The following is a 16,635-nucleotide window of genomic DNA, read 5'->3' as shown; positions in this document are numbered from 1 at the left end:
ACTTAATCAAGTTTTGCTTTGACTATTTCATTGAGAGCTTTTCTCTCTGTAGTATTTAGTTTTTTAGCGTAGTTGGTTAGTTTTTTTTGGTTGGCTTTGGTTAAACCAAAGAGGTTATTATTCTTTTGGCGAAGTATATTTTGTTTGTGTGCGTTGTATAATGCTGTAGTTAGTTCACTTGTTGTTGGTAGCTTGTCTTTTTTTAAACCAACAAAAACTATATTTAATTTCAATGCATTAGAGTGAACGGGTATATCCTGATAAGTATTTATACCGTCTATTGTAAATCTTATACCGTTATATTTTCTTTCTACATATCCCATGATTGCGCTATTAGGATATGGATTAACTTTGTAATGTGCATATTGATCGCAGTTCAATGATTTTAATGAGGCTTTTTTAAGAGCAGCTTTGTCTTTGTTTTTTAATTCTAGATAATGCGAATATAATTCTAAAAAAGGTGTTTTATTTGTGACCTCAGAGCTGTTTTCTGTGTTCAGGTCGATGAAGGGCGCATTTCTCGCTGTAATATTTACGGTATTATTGTGATTAGAAACCTTCTTTTTAGAAAAGTACTTACTAACTAGAGTAATACTTGTTAGTGGTGCAGTGAAACGCTCTAAGTAGCGACCGTTTAAAAAATTCCAATTACTTATCAACGCAATAACAGACCAATAGATTGTCTCATTATCAATTGGTTTTATGAATTGGAGCGTATCTTTTTTCCCTGAAGCTACCTCTAGTTTCTCTATTAGATAACGCCAAACCCAGATACATGTTTTTTCATCTTTTATATCTAACCATGGAAATGGTGTTTTACCTGTTACAAACTGTGAATAGCTGCGCTTCATAGTCAGTAAGTAGTCTTGTTTAACTTCTTCGCCGCAAAGTGTAGCATCAAAAATTCTAATGATTAGAGGGTAAATCTCTTTAACGTTACAAGCAAAATCTCGAAAGTACTTATTTGGGGGGGCGTAGTAATAGCGTTTAGGAGGGTTAAATTTCAAGTAAAAAAATACCCAGCATAACTGTTTTGGCTCACTATCTGACAGCCAATTGAAACTCTCAATAGGTAGCATATTTGCAAAGTAACTCTTCATTAACTTTCTCAATTCATACTTGAGACGACACCCTGTTTCATTAATGGATTCATTTTCCCAACACTGAATAATATAGCGAGCTTCTTTAATGTTTTTAGGGAGTTGATTTACCTGAAACAACTCAGTGTGATGAATATATTTAACTAACCACAAGAGTGATCTTTCATCATTTTTGAATGTGTCTAGCCATGACATTTTTGTAATTCCTTATTAAGTGAAGTTCATTTATAGCATAACTAAAGCATAATTTATAAGTGATTTATTCATAAAAAATCAAACTATATATAGTAAAAAATACGTAACTAAGATGCTTTTTATGGGCACGTTTTTACTGGGGTAAGCTGTTCTTTGGTGTTTATTTTCTTAGTTTTGATTTTATGATCTATCGCATGCTAGTTTTGAAAAAGCAAATATTAAGCTTTGTAGGTAGATGAATTGATCCCACATCGGTACTACTTTTCTCTTTTTTCTTTCTGTTAAATTCAACTCAACAGCCTATGATTTTTTGATTCATACTACACAAATCTGATGGGTTGTTTTTCTGTATAGGTAATATATACACGGCACTATCTCTCCAAACATATTAAGGAATAATGGATAAATAATTACTAAGGAGACACCTCTTATGTGACTAATTAAATTAAGAGGAAATTATGAATAAACGTCATCCAGTTAATAGGAACTTAGTGATAAACAAAGTAGGGTTCTACAAAAATATTCCTGTATGGAATAAAGGAGACTTGATACAAAATTATTTAATATCTATTGAGCAGGTTCTAACTCAAAGCCTGAATGAACATCCTAGGACTTTGGCTATTAGATTTGATTTAAGATTTCCAGTTAGCTTTGGGATTATTGATCAAATCGCAAGTTTACAAACATCGCATATATCGAGCTTTTTTAAGAATCTTGATCTAGAAATAAAGCGTGACATTAAAGATAAAATTAAAAGAAACGGTAATGCTCACCATAGTAGTTTGAGATACATATGGGTTAAAGAGCAAGATAGCTCTTGCATGCCTCATTATCATGTTGCGATTTTTCTGAATAAAGACACTTATTATGGTTTAGGTAATTATCAAGGTAATGGTGATAATATGGCTTCTCGTATAATAAGGGCTTGGGCCAAGTCTATAGGTATTGAAACCTATGATGCAGGTAAGTGTGTAGAATTTCCTGATAATCATACATACAGGCTTAATAGGAACAGTGAAAACTTTGCAGAGGATTTTGAACAGCTATTCTTTAGAGTTAGTTATTTTGCAAAAGTTGATACAAAAGCTTTTGGTAGTAAAGATAATTACTTTGGTTGCAGCAGAAGGTAATCAACTTCCCATTAAGCTACTTAACAGTGTTTTGAGACCTTCAACTAGCTAAATAAGCTCAAACCCTTAGTATATAAGGGATGGCAAGTTCCCAAAATACCATTATGAGAACTTGCTTTTAATATCTAGTTATTAAGTATTGTTTCTGTTGCGGCGATGCATCATTTTGTATTTTTATATTTACCAATATCTTCTTTATAGGTACTATTTTAATGAATGGAGTATGAATGCTTTTGCTCTATTGCTTATTACTTAGGAGGAGAATGTTTTGAGCGAAAAAATATCTGAAGGGAAGATTATGCAAGTGCTTGAGTGGAGCTACGAAAAAGCTATCAATGGTGTTGCAGGTTTAGATTCGGCGAGTGAACTCGCTCAAAGCTATACGCAATCTGATAAAGACCGCAGCGGTCAGGCAAATTCATTAATCCGTTGGCAAAATACTAAAGCCGGTACATCAGGTTTTCTAAGTGGCCTGGGCGGCATACTTACGATGCCTGTTACAATACCTGCGAATGTAGCAAGTGTGATATTTGTTCAAATGCGGATGATAGCAGCAATTGCACATATCGGGGGGCATGATATTAGAGATGATCGTGTTAAGGCTCTTGTTTATGCTTGTCTAACTGGCAATGCAGCGAAGGATATACTTAAAGATATCGGTATAGTCGCGGGAACAAAATTTACAACTAGCGCGATAAAGAAAATATCCGGAGAAACAATTAAAATTATAAATCAAAAAGTAGGATTTCGTTTAGTAACCAAATTCGGAGAAAAAGGTGTTATTAATTTAGGGAAAGTAGTACCACTTGTTGGTGGTATTATTGGTGCTACTTTTGACTCGGTAGCGACTAATACGATTGGAAATATAGCCAGAGATACCTTCATCGTAGAGCAGAGATAATTTAAAAGGAATTAAATATGGGGTTTTGGGATAAAGTTAAAAGTGCTGCTACATCAGCTAAGTGTTTAACAGGGTGGCATGCAGGACAATATACACCGATTGCGGGTAAACCATTGTGCAACGTTGAAAAAACGTGCCCTGATTGTAAGAAATACATTACTGCAATTAAGCATAAATTTAATGATTGGCAATATATCAACTCTATTAGTAGCCATAGGTGTGACTCATTTAGAAGTTGTGTGCACTGCGATGTGCAAGAGACTAAAAGAATTCATAAATTTGAAGAGCGGGGTAAAGACTCTAACTGTAGAGTTATTGAAAAATGCTCAAATTGTTTTGAAGAGCGCCGAGGCCGAACAACACATAATTGGGCTCAGCTTATGGGGCGAGATATAAAAGTTCAGGGAAAAAGAAAATGTCGTGATTGCGGAGTTATTGAAGGGTAGCCATTCAAAATTATTAAGCAGGCGCACTTTAAAGTGCGCCCTTTATACTTTAATCAAACAAACTAGCAATGCCAGCAGCTAATCCACCAGCTACCGCCAAAGGGATTGTAACAGGCGCAGATACAACGCCTGCACCAATTACTATTGCGCCAGATGTAAGCGCTCCAGCGGCTGCACCGGAGCCTATAGCCACAGCTGTTCTGCTTACGCTAGAATCATTACTGCCAGTTATCTGTTTAGATAACTCATTACCAACCACGCCGCACGAAACGGCCTTATCTAAAGACATAATGTTTTCCTTTTAGTTAAGTATCACGAGCACCAGAATGGCGCTGTTAGGGTTTATAGCTCTAGTTCTTCAAAGTCTTTGTCTATTTCCTCCTGTGTTATGCCTATATAACGAAGTGTGGTTGCTTCGGAGCTATGGCGGAGCATTTTCATTACTCGGGCGATGTCATGGGTTTTCTGATATAAGTGATAACCGCGTGTTTTACGCATTGAGTGAGTCCCCAAATGAATATTTAGTTCTTCACCTACTAGCGCAAATGCTTTTGTGACAGCTCTGCGTGATAGCGGTCTAGGCTTTGAATTAATCGCTTGTTGATTGTGGTATGATTGAAATAAGTAGATGTGGTGTGGATGAGTTAGTTTAATTTCGTTGATCAAGGTAAGCGCCTTATCATTTAGCTTTATTTCAGCTAATTTCGAGGTCTTTGACTCATAAATAATCAATCTATTGTTACTTATGTCAGTAAACTTCACTGCAAGTAAGTCAGATATTCTAAGCGCGAGGTTTAAGCCAATATTCCATATTTGGCTCATTTGTCTTGAACAACGCTTGTCTAGTAAATAGCTAACGAGCCTTACTGTATCAAGGTCTTTAACTGCTTGTACTTCAGCCATAAAAACCTCCAGTTACTCAGTCGTAATCGTTACCTGATAACAACCTGTGTTGTAGTACTCAACAAAGTTTGAAATGAACAAGGCTAACAACTCTTTACCTTCCCTAGCATTCAACCAACCAGCTAGAAAGTGATAAACCTGCTTAATGTTAAAGCACACATCAATTTCTTTTATTAGCTCAGGGGTATGGCGACCCTGATACGAAAAGTCAGTAATATAAACAAGCTGCCAGCTGGTGGCCTGCTTTTCTAACCTAACCTCTACAGGGTGAAAGCCTCCAGCTTCGGGACTGTAGTCTGGATCTCTAAAGTTTAGAGTAACCGCCTTTGCCTCACCTACAGAATCACCTCCATCAGTAACAGCACTTACAATCACACCAATAAAAGACTCAGGCACTTTTAAGCCTGATACTTGCTCTATTTTTAACGCCATATTTAACTCCTTTTAAATTAAGCCATGTTCAGCAAATGAATACGTGCTCTCGCCAATGATGATGTGATCAAGCACAGATACATCAATTAGGTTTAAAGCTTGCTGTAATTTGGTAGTAATCAGCTTGTCCGCTTGAGATGGGGTAGTAACGCCGGAAGGGTGGTTATGCGCCAGGATAACGGATGCAGCATTAAGCTCCAGCACCTCTTTAACGACTTCTCTAGGGTAAACACTAGCTGCGTTAATAGTGCCTCTAAATAGCTCTTTAAACTCTAGTATGCGGTTTTGGCTATCTAAAAACAGTACGGCAAATACTTCATGTTCATGTATCGCTAATTTATGTTTTAAGTACTCTTCGCAATCATTAGGGCTATTCAATACGCCATCTCTAAACTGCTTCTTAGCGATGATATAAGCAGCTGCTTCAAGTATCTGCTCATCATTTACGGGGTGTTTAAATTCGTATAACGACTGTTGACCTTGCATTGTAAATTCCTCTTAAGTGGTTCATGCAAGTTAGTGATGTATATGTGTAAGTTTTTTGTTTGAAGAGCATAAAAAAATACTGACCCCGGAAAGGTTATGTACTAATAACCAACCGGAGAAATTCCATGCGTTTAATCAAATTAAAAGAAGTAATCGAAAAAACATCACTTGGCCGCTCAACAATTTATGAGTTTATGACTAAAGGCACATTCCCAAAACAAGTACCGCTTGGTGCAAAGTCAGTTGCTTGGTTAGAGTCAGAGGTTGATGATTGGATAATGGAAAGAATTGGTGAAAGGGACGTTTAGTGGCAAATGAAGACTGTATGATAAATTTATTATTTGCTCGTGGTTGGAATTGATATTAAAGCTAATATTTAATCTTTCTTTTTGGTATATTGGAGGGATAAAGCGTAATAACAATTTAGAGTAAAAATAATGGAGTATCAAATGCTCAAAACGGTTAAACAGGCATGTAGTTTCAATCCTGTAATTAAAGATTACAGGATGAGTCAAGGGATTGAAAACCTCGCAGACCTAATCACTGATGCTGGTGATGGAAGTGAGTTCTTTTCTCGTAACTTTGTTACTCACGGTATGGAGCAACTTTTTCGCGAAGGCATGCTAAGGTTGTCAGGAAAGTCTGATCAAGCTGTTTTCGAATTAACTCAAGCAATGGGTGGTGGTAAAACCCACATGATGATCGCCTTAGGTTTACTTGCTAAACATGCTCACCTAAGACCTTCTGTTTTGCCAGAGTCCCTTAATAGTCGTTTAGATTTTGGTAACGCTCGCATTGCTGCTTTCAATGGCCGAAACAACCCTAGTAATTATATCTGGGGTGATATCTGTACTCAGCTAGGTGCTGAAGAAGAAATCAAAGAGCACTGGTTTAATGGGCCTAAACCTGTCGATCAGCAAAAATGGAAAGACATCATCGGAGACACGCCAACTCTGATTATGATCGATGAGCTACCTCCTTATTTGAACGTTGCTAGCACGCAGGTTCTAGGTTCTGGCACGTTAGCAGATATGGTGGTGTATAGCCTAAGTACATTAATGAGTGCGGCTTTAGAACTACCAAATTGCTGTATCGTTATGGCGAACCTTTCAGGCAGCTATAAGGCTCAGACAAAAGCGCTTGCAGACTCTATTTCTAACCTGCAACAAGAAACTCGCCGTCAATCAATGACTATCACCCCGGTACAATTATCGGGCAATGAAATCTATGACATTTTGAAAAAGCGACTTGTTGATGAAATGCCTGATGACCAAGTAATCAATGATATTGCAGAAGAGTATGCACAGCAAATTAAGAAGGCTGAAGACGGCGGCTACATTATTGCATCAAGTATTGAGCAAATTGCTGACCAAATTAGAGAAACATATCCGTTCCACCCTTCTTTTAAGCATTTAGTTGCGTTATTCAAAGAAAATGAAGGTTTCCGTCAAACCCGTGGTTTGATGCAGTTTACTGCTCGACTCCTAAAAAGTGTTGACCAGCGGAAAACTGATGACGTGTTCCTGATTGGTACTCAACACCTAGATTTAAATGATGAGCAAGTGAAGGATGAGATTGAGAGAATTTCTCCGAAGCTAGTCCCTGCAATAACACGAGACATTGCAGACAAGGGTGATTCAATTTCAGAGATTATCGATGCAGAACAAGGTAATGATGCTTCTGCTCAATTAATGACCTTATTGTTAGCTTCGTCTCTCTCTAGAGCGGTTGGTGGTCGCATTGGTTTATCTGAAAGCGAAATCATCGAGTTTTTAGCAGCACCAAACCGAAAAGCAGATGAATTTTTAGAAGCTATTCAGAAATTACGTGAACAAGCATGGTACTTACACCGTGAAGATGAACGCTTCTTCATTAAAGAAACAGAAAATTTATCTCGTCAGATAGAGCGAAGTGCAAAGGAAGTTCCACAACCAAAAATTGACCAAGCGTTGATCAATCGCCTTAAAGGGATATTGCAGCCTAACACTCGCAATACCTATCAAGATGTTCAGATTTTGCCTCGAATGGATGAGCTTAAGCTTAGTGGTCCTCGTACTCTCATTGTTATTAAACCTGATGGCAGAGTGCCACCAAACGAACTAATGAACTTCTTTGAGTTCCAGCAAGAGAAAAACAATCTTTTAGTACTAACGGGACAAGACAGCATCATGGCGGATGCGGTCGAAGAGAGATTACGTGAGCTGTACGCTATAGAGCTAATTAACAAAAAGCTTAAATCTGGAGATACCTTATTTGAAGAAGCTAGGGATCGGCTAGAAGAGGCAGAGAGCCGTTTTTCTAAAGCTCTATCTGCGTCATACAACACCATTTTATTTCCTGGAATAGATCCTATAGATGGTGCTGAGCAATTGTTAAAGGTCACTATCGATAATGGATTAAAAATCGGCGATGGTGATCAGTCTGCCGAAGTCCAAATTGACAAGTTAATGGCTGATCCTCGCGCCAACTATAAGTTAGCCGCTGATCTAAAAGATGATTTTACTCAGTACTTTTCAATGGCAGAAGCGGAGCTATGGCCTTCAGGTGCTGGGAATAGACGTACCCCTTGGAAAGATGTTGTTAGTAAAGCTAAGTGTAACCCTGCTTGGCCTTGGATGCCTGGTAACAGTGGCATGGATACACTTAAAGCAGAAGCACTTAAGCAAGGTCGCTGGCGCCAAGGTGAAGATAGTTACGTTGAAAAAGGGCCATTCCCTAAAGAGAAAACTAGTGTGAACGTATCTTTACTAAGTACACATCCAGATACTGGAGAGTCAGTACTTAGCCTAACACCACGAAATGCAGGTGACAGTCCTGTTATTCACTATTCAACAAAGGCTGAGGTTTTAGAAACTGACGTGCAAATTGAAGATAGTGAAAGCTTTAGCACAACTGAAAGTACGCTGTATTTTCAAGTAAGAGATCCAAGTGGCAAATACGAAGCTGGCCCAGCTACTCGTTGGGTTGCAGACCTTAAAATCAGGCATCAGGTTGAGGCGTTAGCAGATAAACGAAAAATCACTCTGCAATGTACGCCAAATGCTGACATGTTTTACACTTTGGATGGCTCTAACCCTAAAGATGGCTCAGCTTATGACAAGCCATTCGATATCGGTTCGGATGCATCGCTGTTATTAGTTTACGCCAAATCAGGTGAAGCCTCTAAGACAGTGGAATTTTCCATACCCCATGTTGGCGATAAAACTGTAAAGATTGACGACACTAAACCAGCACAAATCAGTAGTACAAGGCGTGTATCGCTTGATACCACCGATAAGGTTTTCTCAGTTATCAATCGTTTTAAAGATCAGGCTTCAACTCAATTCAAAGGCGTTAGGATTGAAATTGGTGAAGGTGAGAACACCGTTGGTATTCGTTTTGGTGAACGTCTAGTTACAGCTAGCATGATAGAAAAAACAGTTAACAGCCTAAGAGAGCTACTTAATGAGGAAGATGCAGCAGTCACAGTCAACGTAAGGGATGGCATCGAGTTTGAGAATGGTTTTGAGGCAAAAGAGTTTGCTAAGTTAGCCGGTATAGAGCTTCGTCCTGGTGATGTGGCGCAGGAAGAATAGCCCTGTATGTATAAAGTAAACAGTGATGAGGAGAAATAGATGTCAAAGGTAACAGCAAAACAAAATGCGCCTAAGTATTCGACGCTTGGTTTTGGGGTTCCAGCATCCAGTGATCCCCATCACTTTAAAGTCATCATTCCAAAAGCGAATAGTGGCAAAGTAGAAATTAGTGAGCATCTGGGTATGCAAGCTCAGAGCGAAGAGCACTCAGTCGTTGAGCGTGTAGTTTTAGAGCGTCCTTGCTGGACTGCAATACGTGCTGAGGTACAGCGAGCATTCAATGCTCGATTAAAAAGCTACGATCTAAAGCCAAGCTCTTGGAAAGTCGGTGAAAATGTTGTCGACCGTTTGCTAGGTAAAGAGCTTTGTGTACTTGCTTGGGCAGTTGAGAGTATGGATGTTGAAAATATCTCTGTGGCTGTTCGTAACTGGTTAGCCCTTCGTCCTGAAGAGCGCTGGTGGTTATTTGGCATGACAGCAATGAGTACCGGCCATAAGGATGACCGCGATGTTGGTTGGCGTATTGCGCTGCGCCATGCTCTTGGTGATATTGTACAAACAGAGTCATCGGAAAAAGACAAGCAAGTTCGTGAGGTACCACCAAGTTACTCATTGGTTCAAGGCGATAGTGAGGACAACCTGCAACTATCTAATGATAGTTCACAGGAGCCTGCTGAAAGTTTAGCTGAGTTGCCAACTGGCAATGTAAACCCAATAGTACAAGATGAAACGCCATTGCCTGCTACTGAACCTAAAGAAGAGAGTTCATTGGCGGAGGATGTCCTATTCCTATTTGAAGCCAAGAAGGCTAAAGCAGGTGGCCACCCTCTTGGTGATATGAGTAAGCCCGAATTTGTTGTTGGAAAAGGCTCGACGGCAAACATAGCTGTGGCAAAATCGTTACGACCGGCTATTCGAGAACTACGGCAAAAGCTTTTAGATGAAGGTGCTCTTGTCGAAGACGGAGAAGTTTATTCTTTTACACGCGAATATACGTTTAAAAGCCCAAGTTTGGCTGCTTGTGTGATTGCAGGTAATCCTCGCAGTGGCATGGATGCTTGGCGGGACTTAAAAGGGCGCAGCCTCAAAGAACTGGGTTACGGTAAAAAAACTAACTAATTTTGCATCGGGGCGGCGAAAAAGCTGCCCCTTTAAATGCATCGCAATAAATATAGAGCGATTTTCTAATATATCGCTCCTTTGGAGATAAAAATAAATGGCTCAACTAACGCCTTTTGCATTAAAAGATGCCCCTGCTCTTATCGAAGCAGCCTTTCCTGCACAAAAAGTTTCCTTTGAAGCTCAAAAAGAAAGAAAAGCAAACCTTGGACAGACATTAACAGGCTTGGGTTCATACTGGAAAGGGCGTAAGCCTCTTATTTTAGTGCGCTCTGTGGTACTTGGCAGTTTGTTGCCACAAACAGGTGATACCGAGAAAGATTTAGAAATCTTCGAGATGCTGATGGCATTCGATAATCAGAGCCTCGCCAAAAGAGCCTTAATTCAAAACGTAATCAAACCTAAAGATATCGCAGAGAAAGTAAGCCTGCATAATCCGTGGGATTATTTTGCTCACAATATTAAAGCAGATCATGAGCGCTTCAGAGAAGTTGACTCTTTAATCTTTCCGTTAATGCCTGATGAATTAGGTTTAAAGCTACGTTGGCGACGAGATATAGAAGAAAAGGATAAGATCAATTTATTTACCTTGTATCTCGAGCGGATAGGTACTTATGATGAGAAGTCATTACTTTGTAAAAGACCAGAAGAAATTGACCAAGAATGGCTTTACGAACACGTATGGCTAAAAGTAAATAAGCATTATCAAGGGTTCGGTGTAAAAGCATTCTCTCACAATGAGCTTATGAAACAATTGGGCGTGTTAAGATATGGACATAGGCCAAAAGTTGGGGATACGTTTAGCGGTGGTGGCTCTATCCCTTTTGAGTCAGCGAGATTAGGGTGTGATGTTTATGCTTCTGATTTGAACCCAATTGCATGCATGCTGAGTTGGGGCGCACTAAATATCATTGGCTCCTCAGAAACTAAAAGGCAAGAAATCGAGGAAAGTCAATTATTAGCAGCATCGAACGTCAATCGACAAGTCACAGATCTTGGTATCGAGCATGATATAGATGGTAATAGAGCAAAGTCTTATCTTTATTGTCTAGAAACTCGTTGCCCAGAGACAGGCTGGTTGGTTCCTCTTTCTCCGAGTTGGTTAATATCAAAATCCAAAAATATAGTCGCTAAACTAGTCCCTAATTACCAGAGTAAATCTTTTGATATTATCGTTGAAACCGCAGCGAATAAAAATGAATTAAAAGTAGCCAAATCCGGAACGATTCAAGATGGTTCATTGGTTTATACGCTAGATGGAAAAACATATCGCACCCCAATAAAAACAATACGTGGCGACTATAAAGAAGATGGAAAAAATAAAAATAGATTAAGAAAGTGGAAAAAAGAGGACTTTAAACCGCTTAAAGACGATATTTTTCAAGAGCGTCTTTATGCTATTCATTGGATCTCAAGAGAAACCCTAGATCAAACACGGCAGGAGACATACTTCACAGGTGTTTCTCATGAAGATATTTTAAGAGAGGAAAAGGTTAATCAGATTGTTGCCGACAATCTTGCTAAATGGCAGCAAGAAGGTCTTGTCGCTGATATGGCTATTGAATCAGGTTATAACACTGATCAGCCAATTAGAGAGCGTGGTTGGACTCATTGGCATCATTTATTTAACCCTCGCCAGATATTATTGCATGCTCTCTACGCTGCCGAGCTTAAAACTCCAGAATTGTATCTAGTCCGTGCTAAAGCGCTGGATTGGAACTCGAGAATTTGTCATTGGATTACCGATTGGGAAAAAACCGCTGCAGTATTTTACAGTCAAGCATTGAATACTTTTTACAATTATGGGTGTAGAGCATATTTAGCAGATCTAAATGCACGCATAGCAACGGGTAAGATTTCAGACGAAATATTAACAAAGAGAGAAGTTAGTTGTCTGGAGGCAAATAAAGTAAATCAAGAATGCGATATTTGGGTAACAGACCCTCCATATGCAGATGCAGTCCATTACCATGAGATCACAGAGTTTTTTATCGCGTGGCTAAGAAGGAATCCACCGAAGGAGTTTTCAAACTGGACTTGGGATTCACGCCGAGCACTTGCCGTTAAGGGGGCTGGTGATGATTTCCGTACAGGGATGGTTAAAGCTTACTCTGCAATGACTAGCCACATGCCTGATAATGGCATGCAATGTGTTATGTTTACCCATCAAGATACAGGTGTATGGTCAGATATGGTTAGCATATTCTGGGCCGCAGGACTTCAAGTCGTTGGGGCTTGGTATATAGCTACAGAAACAACTTCAGAGCTAAAGAAAGGTGGTTATGTTCAAGGCACCGTGATTTTGATGCTACGTAAACGCCCTGCTGGTGAAAAATCTGGTTTCAAACATCGAATACTGCCAGCAGTTCGAGCTGAAGTGAAAAATCAGATCGAAACCATGATGCATCTAAATGATGAAGTGAAACAGAAGATGGGCGAGCCTGTTTTTAACGATTCTGACTTGCAAATGGCAGGTTATGCAGCCGCATTAAAAGTGCTTACATCTTTCACCCATATTGGTGGTGAAGACGTGACAACATTTGCGCTGCGCCCCCGTACTAAAGGCGAAGTAACAGTTGTTGATGAAATCGTCCAACAAGCGGCAGAGGCTGCAAACAGTCTTTTAGTACCTGAAGGATTAAGTGCCGATACATGGCAGAAACTAAGTGGTATTCAACGTTTTTATTTAAGAATGATGGATATTGAGACCACTGGAGCCGGTAAGCTAGACAACTATCAAAACTTTGCTAAGGCATTCCGCGTTGAAGATTACACTCGCGTAATGGGAAGTATGGCTGCCAACAAAGCTCAACTGAAACGAATCCCAGAATTTGTATCTCGTGATTTAACAGAGAGCAACGAGATAGGATCCACTTGGTTAGGGCAGTTAATTATAGGTTTACAGCAACTATTAGCCGAAGCAGAACCTCAAACTGTGATTAGTTATTTTCAAGAAGAACCAGATTTTATAGAGATTCGGCCAGTTTTGATTGATGTACTGAAGTTCTTTGAAAACAAAGCACCGGAGAAAGCTACCCGTGATGTTGCGGAAGTGCTGGGTGCTCGTTTACGCAATATGCGAGCATTAGGGAACTAAGCGATAGATGATGAGAGACTTATGGAGTAAGGGAAAATAATATATGGCAATCAGACGATTTTCTTCACGAACTCATCGGCTTGATAGTAGTTTTTTACTTGAACATCTAAAAGGCGCTCGCAGTTATAAACGCATAGCGGGCTACTTTACCAGTTCTTTATTTGAAGTTGCTCATGAGCTAATTGAGGCGATTCCTGATGTGAAAATCGTCTGTAACGTTGATATTCATCCTGACGACTTAAAAGTAGCTCAGCTTAGAGAATCTAAGATGATTGGCCGTTGGAATGAGCAAGACATAGAAACGGAAGCTCTGCTTAACCGCGATCGTTATCGAAGGCTTGATAGCTTTTTAGCTAAGCACGGGCAAGTCATTCGAGTTGCACCTGATAGTGTGTGTGGTTTTCTGCATGGTAAAGCCGGGGTCATCGAGTGTGCGGATGGCAGAAAGCTGGGCTTTATGGGCTCAATGAATGAAACGAGCAGTGGCTGGCAAAGGCACTATGAGATCCTTTGGGAGGATGATTCTCCTGAGGGGGTGGCATGGATAGAAGAAGAGTTTGAATACTTATGGAACGCCGCTCGTCAGCTACCCGATGCAGTAATACGTGAGGTTAAGCGACGTGGATATCGCCATGAAATCGAATTTGATGAGATTGATGATGAAGATGACGTAGCACCTGCTGCATTGATTGAATCACCGCTCTATCGACAGGGTTTTTCACTAAGGCCCTGGCAGCAAGGTTTTGTTAGCGAGTGTATTCGTCACTATCGTAATCATGGAATTGTACGTTTGCTTATTGCTGATGAGGTTGGTTTAGGGAAAACGCTATCAATGGCAACAGCCGCATTGAGCCTTTGCCTTCTAAGTGATAAAGAAAACAAAAAGCGTAAACCCGTTATTATTTTTGCGCCAGCAACACTGTGCGAACAGTGGCAAACAGAGATGATCGATAAGTTAGGTATTCCTTGTGCAAGATGGCATACACAAAAAAAAGCGTGGATTGATTCGGATGAGCGAGTGCTATCGCCTTCAGGGCAGGAGTTTATCGCCAAGTGCCCTTTGCGTATTGGTATAGTGTCTACTGGGTTGATGATGCAAGAATCGTTAGAGAAAGAGCATCTATTGGGTTTAAGGTTTGGCCTTACCATTCTTGATGAAGCACATAAGGCTCGGAGCAGACAAGGCTTTGGAAAGGAAGCAGGTACCCCTAACAATTTACTTGCTTTTATGCGTGATATCGCTGCACGTTCTGATCATGTTATCTTGGGCACAGCGACGCCTATTCAAACTCGTTCAGAAGACCTTTGGGACCTTATGGGTATACTGCATCAAGGGGAAGGTAACTTTGTACTAGGGAATGATCTGGCCAAATGGCATCGTCCAAAAGATGTACTACCTATTTTGTCTGGTGAGCAGCATGTAAGCTCACCTAGTTTTGCATGGGAGTTGTTACGTTCACCGCTTCCGATGGTTGATTCTAGTAACGAAAAGCATTCAAGGAAGCTGGTTCGCTCCATTCGAGAGGATCTTGATCTCCTAAATAATCGAAAGTCAGATATTAGAAATCCATTAACTGATCTATCCGAGGACTCTAGGGACTACCTAGAAGACGAGCTTGATCGTGATATTGCAGGGGCTGGCTTCTTTCAGCGCGAGAATCCATTTGTTCGTCATATTGTTCTACGTAAGCGCGTGACACTAGAGGATGCAAACTTACTCCCTCGTATTGGCGTACATGTTCACCCAGATAGGAAATTAGCCAAGAAAGAGCATAAATTTGGCAGTTTGTTTACGGGCAAGGCGCTAATTACAAGTGAAGAATTCCGCCAGGCTTATACAGAAGCTCGACATTTTGGTAAAGCACTTTCGCAAAGTGGCAAAGGCAGTGGGTTTATGAAAAACCTTATGGAGCAACGTATTTGTTCAAGTATTGTTGCTGGATTAAATACAGCCAGAATGTTGCTAGAGGGACGAACCGTTCAAGAAGAAAGCGATGAGCAATTGATTGAATTAAAAGTGGAAAGCCCAGAAGAAATAGCGGTTCTTGAACGGATGATTACCAGTTTAGAAAGTGTTGATGAAGATCCGAAACTACGTGCTGTACTGCATTACTTAGAGCAGGAGGATTGGCTCAAGCATGGGGTTATTATTTTCAGTCAGTACTACGACACAGCAAAATGGGTTGCAGACTCTTTAGCTGAGCGATATCCAAATCAAGCAGTAGGTTTATATGCTGGTGCAGGGAGAAGTCGTTTATACCAAAAAGGTGATAGCGTGAATATCGAGCGTGAGACCTTAAAGAAAATGGTAGCAGAGCACCAATTAGAAATTATGGTAGCTACAGATGCAGCTTGTGAGGGCTTGAATCTACAAACGTTAGGCACACTTATAAATGTTGATCTCCCTTGGAATCCAACCAAGCTGGAGCAAAGAATAGGTCGTATTAAGCGTTTTGGACAAGTTCGTGAGCAAGTGGATATGCTTAATTTGGTCAATGAACAAACTGTTGATGAAAAGGTATATGACAAGCTTTCTGAGCGTATGCAGGACCGTTACAACTTGTTTGGCGCATTGCCAGATACGATTAAAGATGAGTGGATAGAAGATATTGAGTCGATGGGCGAAAAAATGGATGAATACATCGACGCGCAAAAGAAAGCTAATGGTTTTGACCTTCGTTATACGAGCACTATGGAACCTTCGGATAAAGATTGGCGAGATTGCTCTAACGTTTTATCCAGAAGAGACTTTAGTGAGTTAATGACTTCTGGATGGAGTGATACTAAGTAAGAAGTTATCGTTTTTAAGTTCAATTTTATTAAATTAGGAAAGGGAATGACAAAAGAATTTATAAGGAATTGCTCTTGGGGCTATTCATGCGATCAAAAATGGGAAAAATTATCATTAACGCATAACACTGGAATAAGGTTTTGTGGAACTTGTGAAAAGGAAGTGTACCGTTGTGAAACTCAAGAAGAGCTTGCTGAAAATATCACTTTAAATCGATGTGTTAACTTTTCGAGTGATATAACAGACATTATAAATACTAAACATCTACAAGAAGATACACCTAAGCGATATACAGGATATCCTGCATCACTTGCTAAAGAACAAAGCCATAAACCCTCAACTCAAAGAACAGCTCCTGCAAATAACCCAATGCTGCCGACTATAGATTTTGATGACGATATTCCGTTCTGAGGAATATGTAAATAGTGGAAGGATTAAGAGTTTTATATGGGTATAACTA

At 39.9% G+C, this 16,635-nt stretch carries 14 protein-coding genes; 9 read left to right on the top strand and 5 right to left on the bottom strand.

Going from position 1 to position 16,635, the window contains the following annotated elements; translation table 11 throughout:
• Nucleotides 1-2 precede the first annotated feature (2 nt).
• Nucleotides 3-1,295: a hypothetical protein gene (locus MSC25_RS13720; protein WP_248443755.1), complete on the bottom strand. Its 1,293-nt coding sequence runs from the start codon at nt 1,293-1,295 to the stop codon at nt 3-5.
• A gap of 458 nt (nt 1,296-1,753) precedes the next feature.
• Between MSC25_RS13720 and MSC25_RS13715 the strand changes: the two genes are divergently transcribed.
• The 3 genes from MSC25_RS13715 to MSC25_RS13705 all read left to right on the top strand — a co-directional run bounded on the left by MSC25_RS13715 (nt 1,754) and on the right by MSC25_RS13705 (nt 3,772).
• Nucleotides 1,754-2,425 carry an inovirus Gp2 family protein gene (locus MSC25_RS13715; RefSeq protein WP_182760924.1) on the top strand — a complete coding sequence of 224 codons (672 nt, stop codon included), beginning with the start codon at nt 1,754-1,756 and terminating at the stop codon, nt 2,423-2,425.
• A 268-nt stretch (nt 2,426-2,693) separates the two neighbouring features.
• Nucleotides 2,694-3,326 carry an EcsC family protein gene (locus MSC25_RS13710; RefSeq protein WP_248443754.1) on the top strand — a complete coding sequence of 211 codons (633 nt, stop codon included), beginning with the start codon at nt 2,694-2,696 and terminating at the stop codon, nt 3,324-3,326.
• A gap of 17 nt (nt 3,327-3,343) precedes the next feature.
• A complete protein-coding gene (locus MSC25_RS13705) occupies nt 3,344-3,772 on the top strand; it encodes a hypothetical protein (protein ID WP_248443753.1) in 429 nt (142 codons plus the stop codon).
• 49 nt (nt 3,773-3,821) lie between these two features.
• Here the strand turns inward: MSC25_RS13705 and MSC25_RS13700 are convergent, their stop codons facing one another.
• The 4 genes from MSC25_RS13700 to radC are packed head-to-tail and all read right to left on the bottom strand — an operon-like array spanning nt 3,822 to nt 5,593.
• Nucleotides 3,822-4,061 (bottom strand): hypothetical protein, encoded by a 240-nt coding sequence (locus MSC25_RS13700; RefSeq protein ID WP_248443752.1) that lies wholly within the window; start codon nt 4,059-4,061, stop codon nt 3,822-3,824.
• A gap of 53 nt (nt 4,062-4,114) precedes the next feature.
• Entirely contained in the window at nt 4,115-4,675 is a 561-nt protein-coding gene (locus tag MSC25_RS13695) for a tyrosine-type recombinase/integrase (RefSeq protein ID WP_248443751.1), read from the bottom strand.
• A gap of 12 nt (nt 4,676-4,687) precedes the next feature.
• Nucleotides 4,688-5,107 (bottom strand): DUF2787 domain-containing protein, encoded by a 420-nt coding sequence (locus MSC25_RS13690; RefSeq protein ID WP_248443750.1) that lies wholly within the window; start codon nt 5,105-5,107, stop codon nt 4,688-4,690.
• Between the two features lie 12 nt (nt 5,108-5,119).
• A complete protein-coding gene (gene radC, locus MSC25_RS13685) occupies nt 5,120-5,593 on the bottom strand; it encodes a DNA repair protein RadC (RefSeq protein ID WP_024595466.1) in 474 nt (157 codons plus the stop codon).
• Between the two features lie 125 nt (nt 5,594-5,718).
• Here radC and MSC25_RS13680 point away from each other — a divergent pair, with 125 nt between their 5' ends.
• The 6 genes from MSC25_RS13680 (at nt 5,719) to MSC25_RS13655 (ending at nt 16,586) form a co-directional block, all read left to right on the top strand.
• Entirely contained in the window at nt 5,719-5,901 is a 183-nt protein-coding gene (locus MSC25_RS13680; protein ID WP_248443749.1) for an AlpA family transcriptional regulator, read from the top strand.
• Nucleotides 5,902-6,042: 141 nt separating this feature from the next.
• On the top strand, nt 6,043-9,168 hold the full coding sequence (locus MSC25_RS13675) for an anti-phage-associated DUF499 domain-containing protein (RefSeq protein WP_248443748.1): 3,126 nt from the start codon (nt 6,043-6,045) through the stop codon (nt 9,166-9,168).
• Between the two features lie 39 nt (nt 9,169-9,207).
• Entirely contained in the window at nt 9,208-10,287 is a 1,080-nt protein-coding gene (locus MSC25_RS13670) for an anti-phage-associated DUF3780 domain-containing protein (RefSeq protein ID WP_248443747.1), read from the top strand.
• A gap of 97 nt (nt 10,288-10,384) precedes the next feature.
• Nucleotides 10,385-13,384: an anti-phage-associated DUF1156 domain-containing protein gene (locus MSC25_RS13665; protein WP_248443746.1), complete on the top strand. Its 3,000-nt coding sequence runs from the start codon at nt 10,385-10,387 to the stop codon at nt 13,382-13,384.
• Between the two features lie 43 nt (nt 13,385-13,427).
• Complete coding sequence (locus tag MSC25_RS13660; protein ID WP_248443745.1) at nt 13,428-16,175, top strand: phospholipase D-like domain-containing anti-phage protein; 2,748 nt, start codon at nt 13,428-13,430, stop codon at nt 16,173-16,175.
• A 45-nt stretch (nt 16,176-16,220) separates the two neighbouring features.
• Complete coding sequence (locus tag MSC25_RS13655) at nt 16,221-16,586, top strand: hypothetical protein (RefSeq protein ID WP_248443744.1); 366 nt, start codon at nt 16,221-16,223, stop codon at nt 16,584-16,586.
• Nucleotides 16,587-16,635: the final 49 nt, after the last annotated feature.

This window comes from Pseudoalteromonas sp. 1CM17D (assembly GCF_023161805.1).
GTDB classification, from domain to species: Bacteria; Pseudomonadota; Gammaproteobacteria; order Enterobacterales; family Alteromonadaceae; genus Pseudoalteromonas; species Pseudoalteromonas atlantica.
Note: the sequence above shows the minus strand (reverse complement) of the source record. Positions and strands in the feature narration are given on the sequence as shown.

What these genes read in the sequence shown, in the direction of transcription:
- MSC25_RS13665 (WP_248443746.1), top strand. Translation starts at nt 10,385, where the DNA reads ATGGCTCAACTAACGCCTTTTGCATTAAAAGATGCCCCTGCTCTTATC.
- MSC25_RS13695 (WP_248443751.1), bottom strand. Translation starts at nt 4,675, where the DNA reads ATGGCTGAAGTACAAGCAGTTAAAGACCTTGATACAGTAAGGCTCGTT.
- MSC25_RS13670 (WP_248443747.1), top strand. Translation starts at nt 9,208, where the DNA reads ATGTCAAAGGTAACAGCAAAACAAAATGCGCCTAAGTATTCGACGCTT.
- MSC25_RS13655 (WP_248443744.1), top strand. Translation starts at nt 16,221, where the DNA reads ATGACAAAAGAATTTATAAGGAATTGCTCTTGGGGCTATTCATGCGAT.
- MSC25_RS13720 (WP_248443755.1), bottom strand. Translation starts at nt 1,295, where the DNA reads ATGTCATGGCTAGACACATTCAAAAATGATGAAAGATCACTCTTGTGG.
- radC (WP_024595466.1), bottom strand. Translation starts at nt 5,593, where the DNA reads ATGCAAGGTCAACAGTCGTTATACGAATTTAAACACCCCGTAAATGAT.
- MSC25_RS13690 (WP_248443750.1), bottom strand. Translation starts at nt 5,107, where the DNA reads ATGGCGTTAAAAATAGAGCAAGTATCAGGCTTAAAAGTGCCTGAGTCT.
- MSC25_RS13715 (WP_182760924.1), top strand. Translation starts at nt 1,754, where the DNA reads ATGAATAAACGTCATCCAGTTAATAGGAACTTAGTGATAAACAAAGTA.
- MSC25_RS13700 (WP_248443752.1), bottom strand. Translation starts at nt 4,061, where the DNA reads ATGTCTTTAGATAAGGCCGTTTCGTGCGGCGTGGTTGGTAATGAGTTA.
- MSC25_RS13675 (WP_248443748.1), top strand. Translation starts at nt 6,043, where the DNA reads ATGCTCAAAACGGTTAAACAGGCATGTAGTTTCAATCCTGTAATTAAA.
- MSC25_RS13680 (WP_248443749.1), top strand. Translation starts at nt 5,719, where the DNA reads ATGCGTTTAATCAAATTAAAAGAAGTAATCGAAAAAACATCACTTGGC.
- MSC25_RS13660 (WP_248443745.1), top strand. Translation starts at nt 13,428, where the DNA reads ATGGCAATCAGACGATTTTCTTCACGAACTCATCGGCTTGATAGTAGT.
- MSC25_RS13705 (WP_248443753.1), top strand. Translation starts at nt 3,344, where the DNA reads ATGGGGTTTTGGGATAAAGTTAAAAGTGCTGCTACATCAGCTAAGTGT.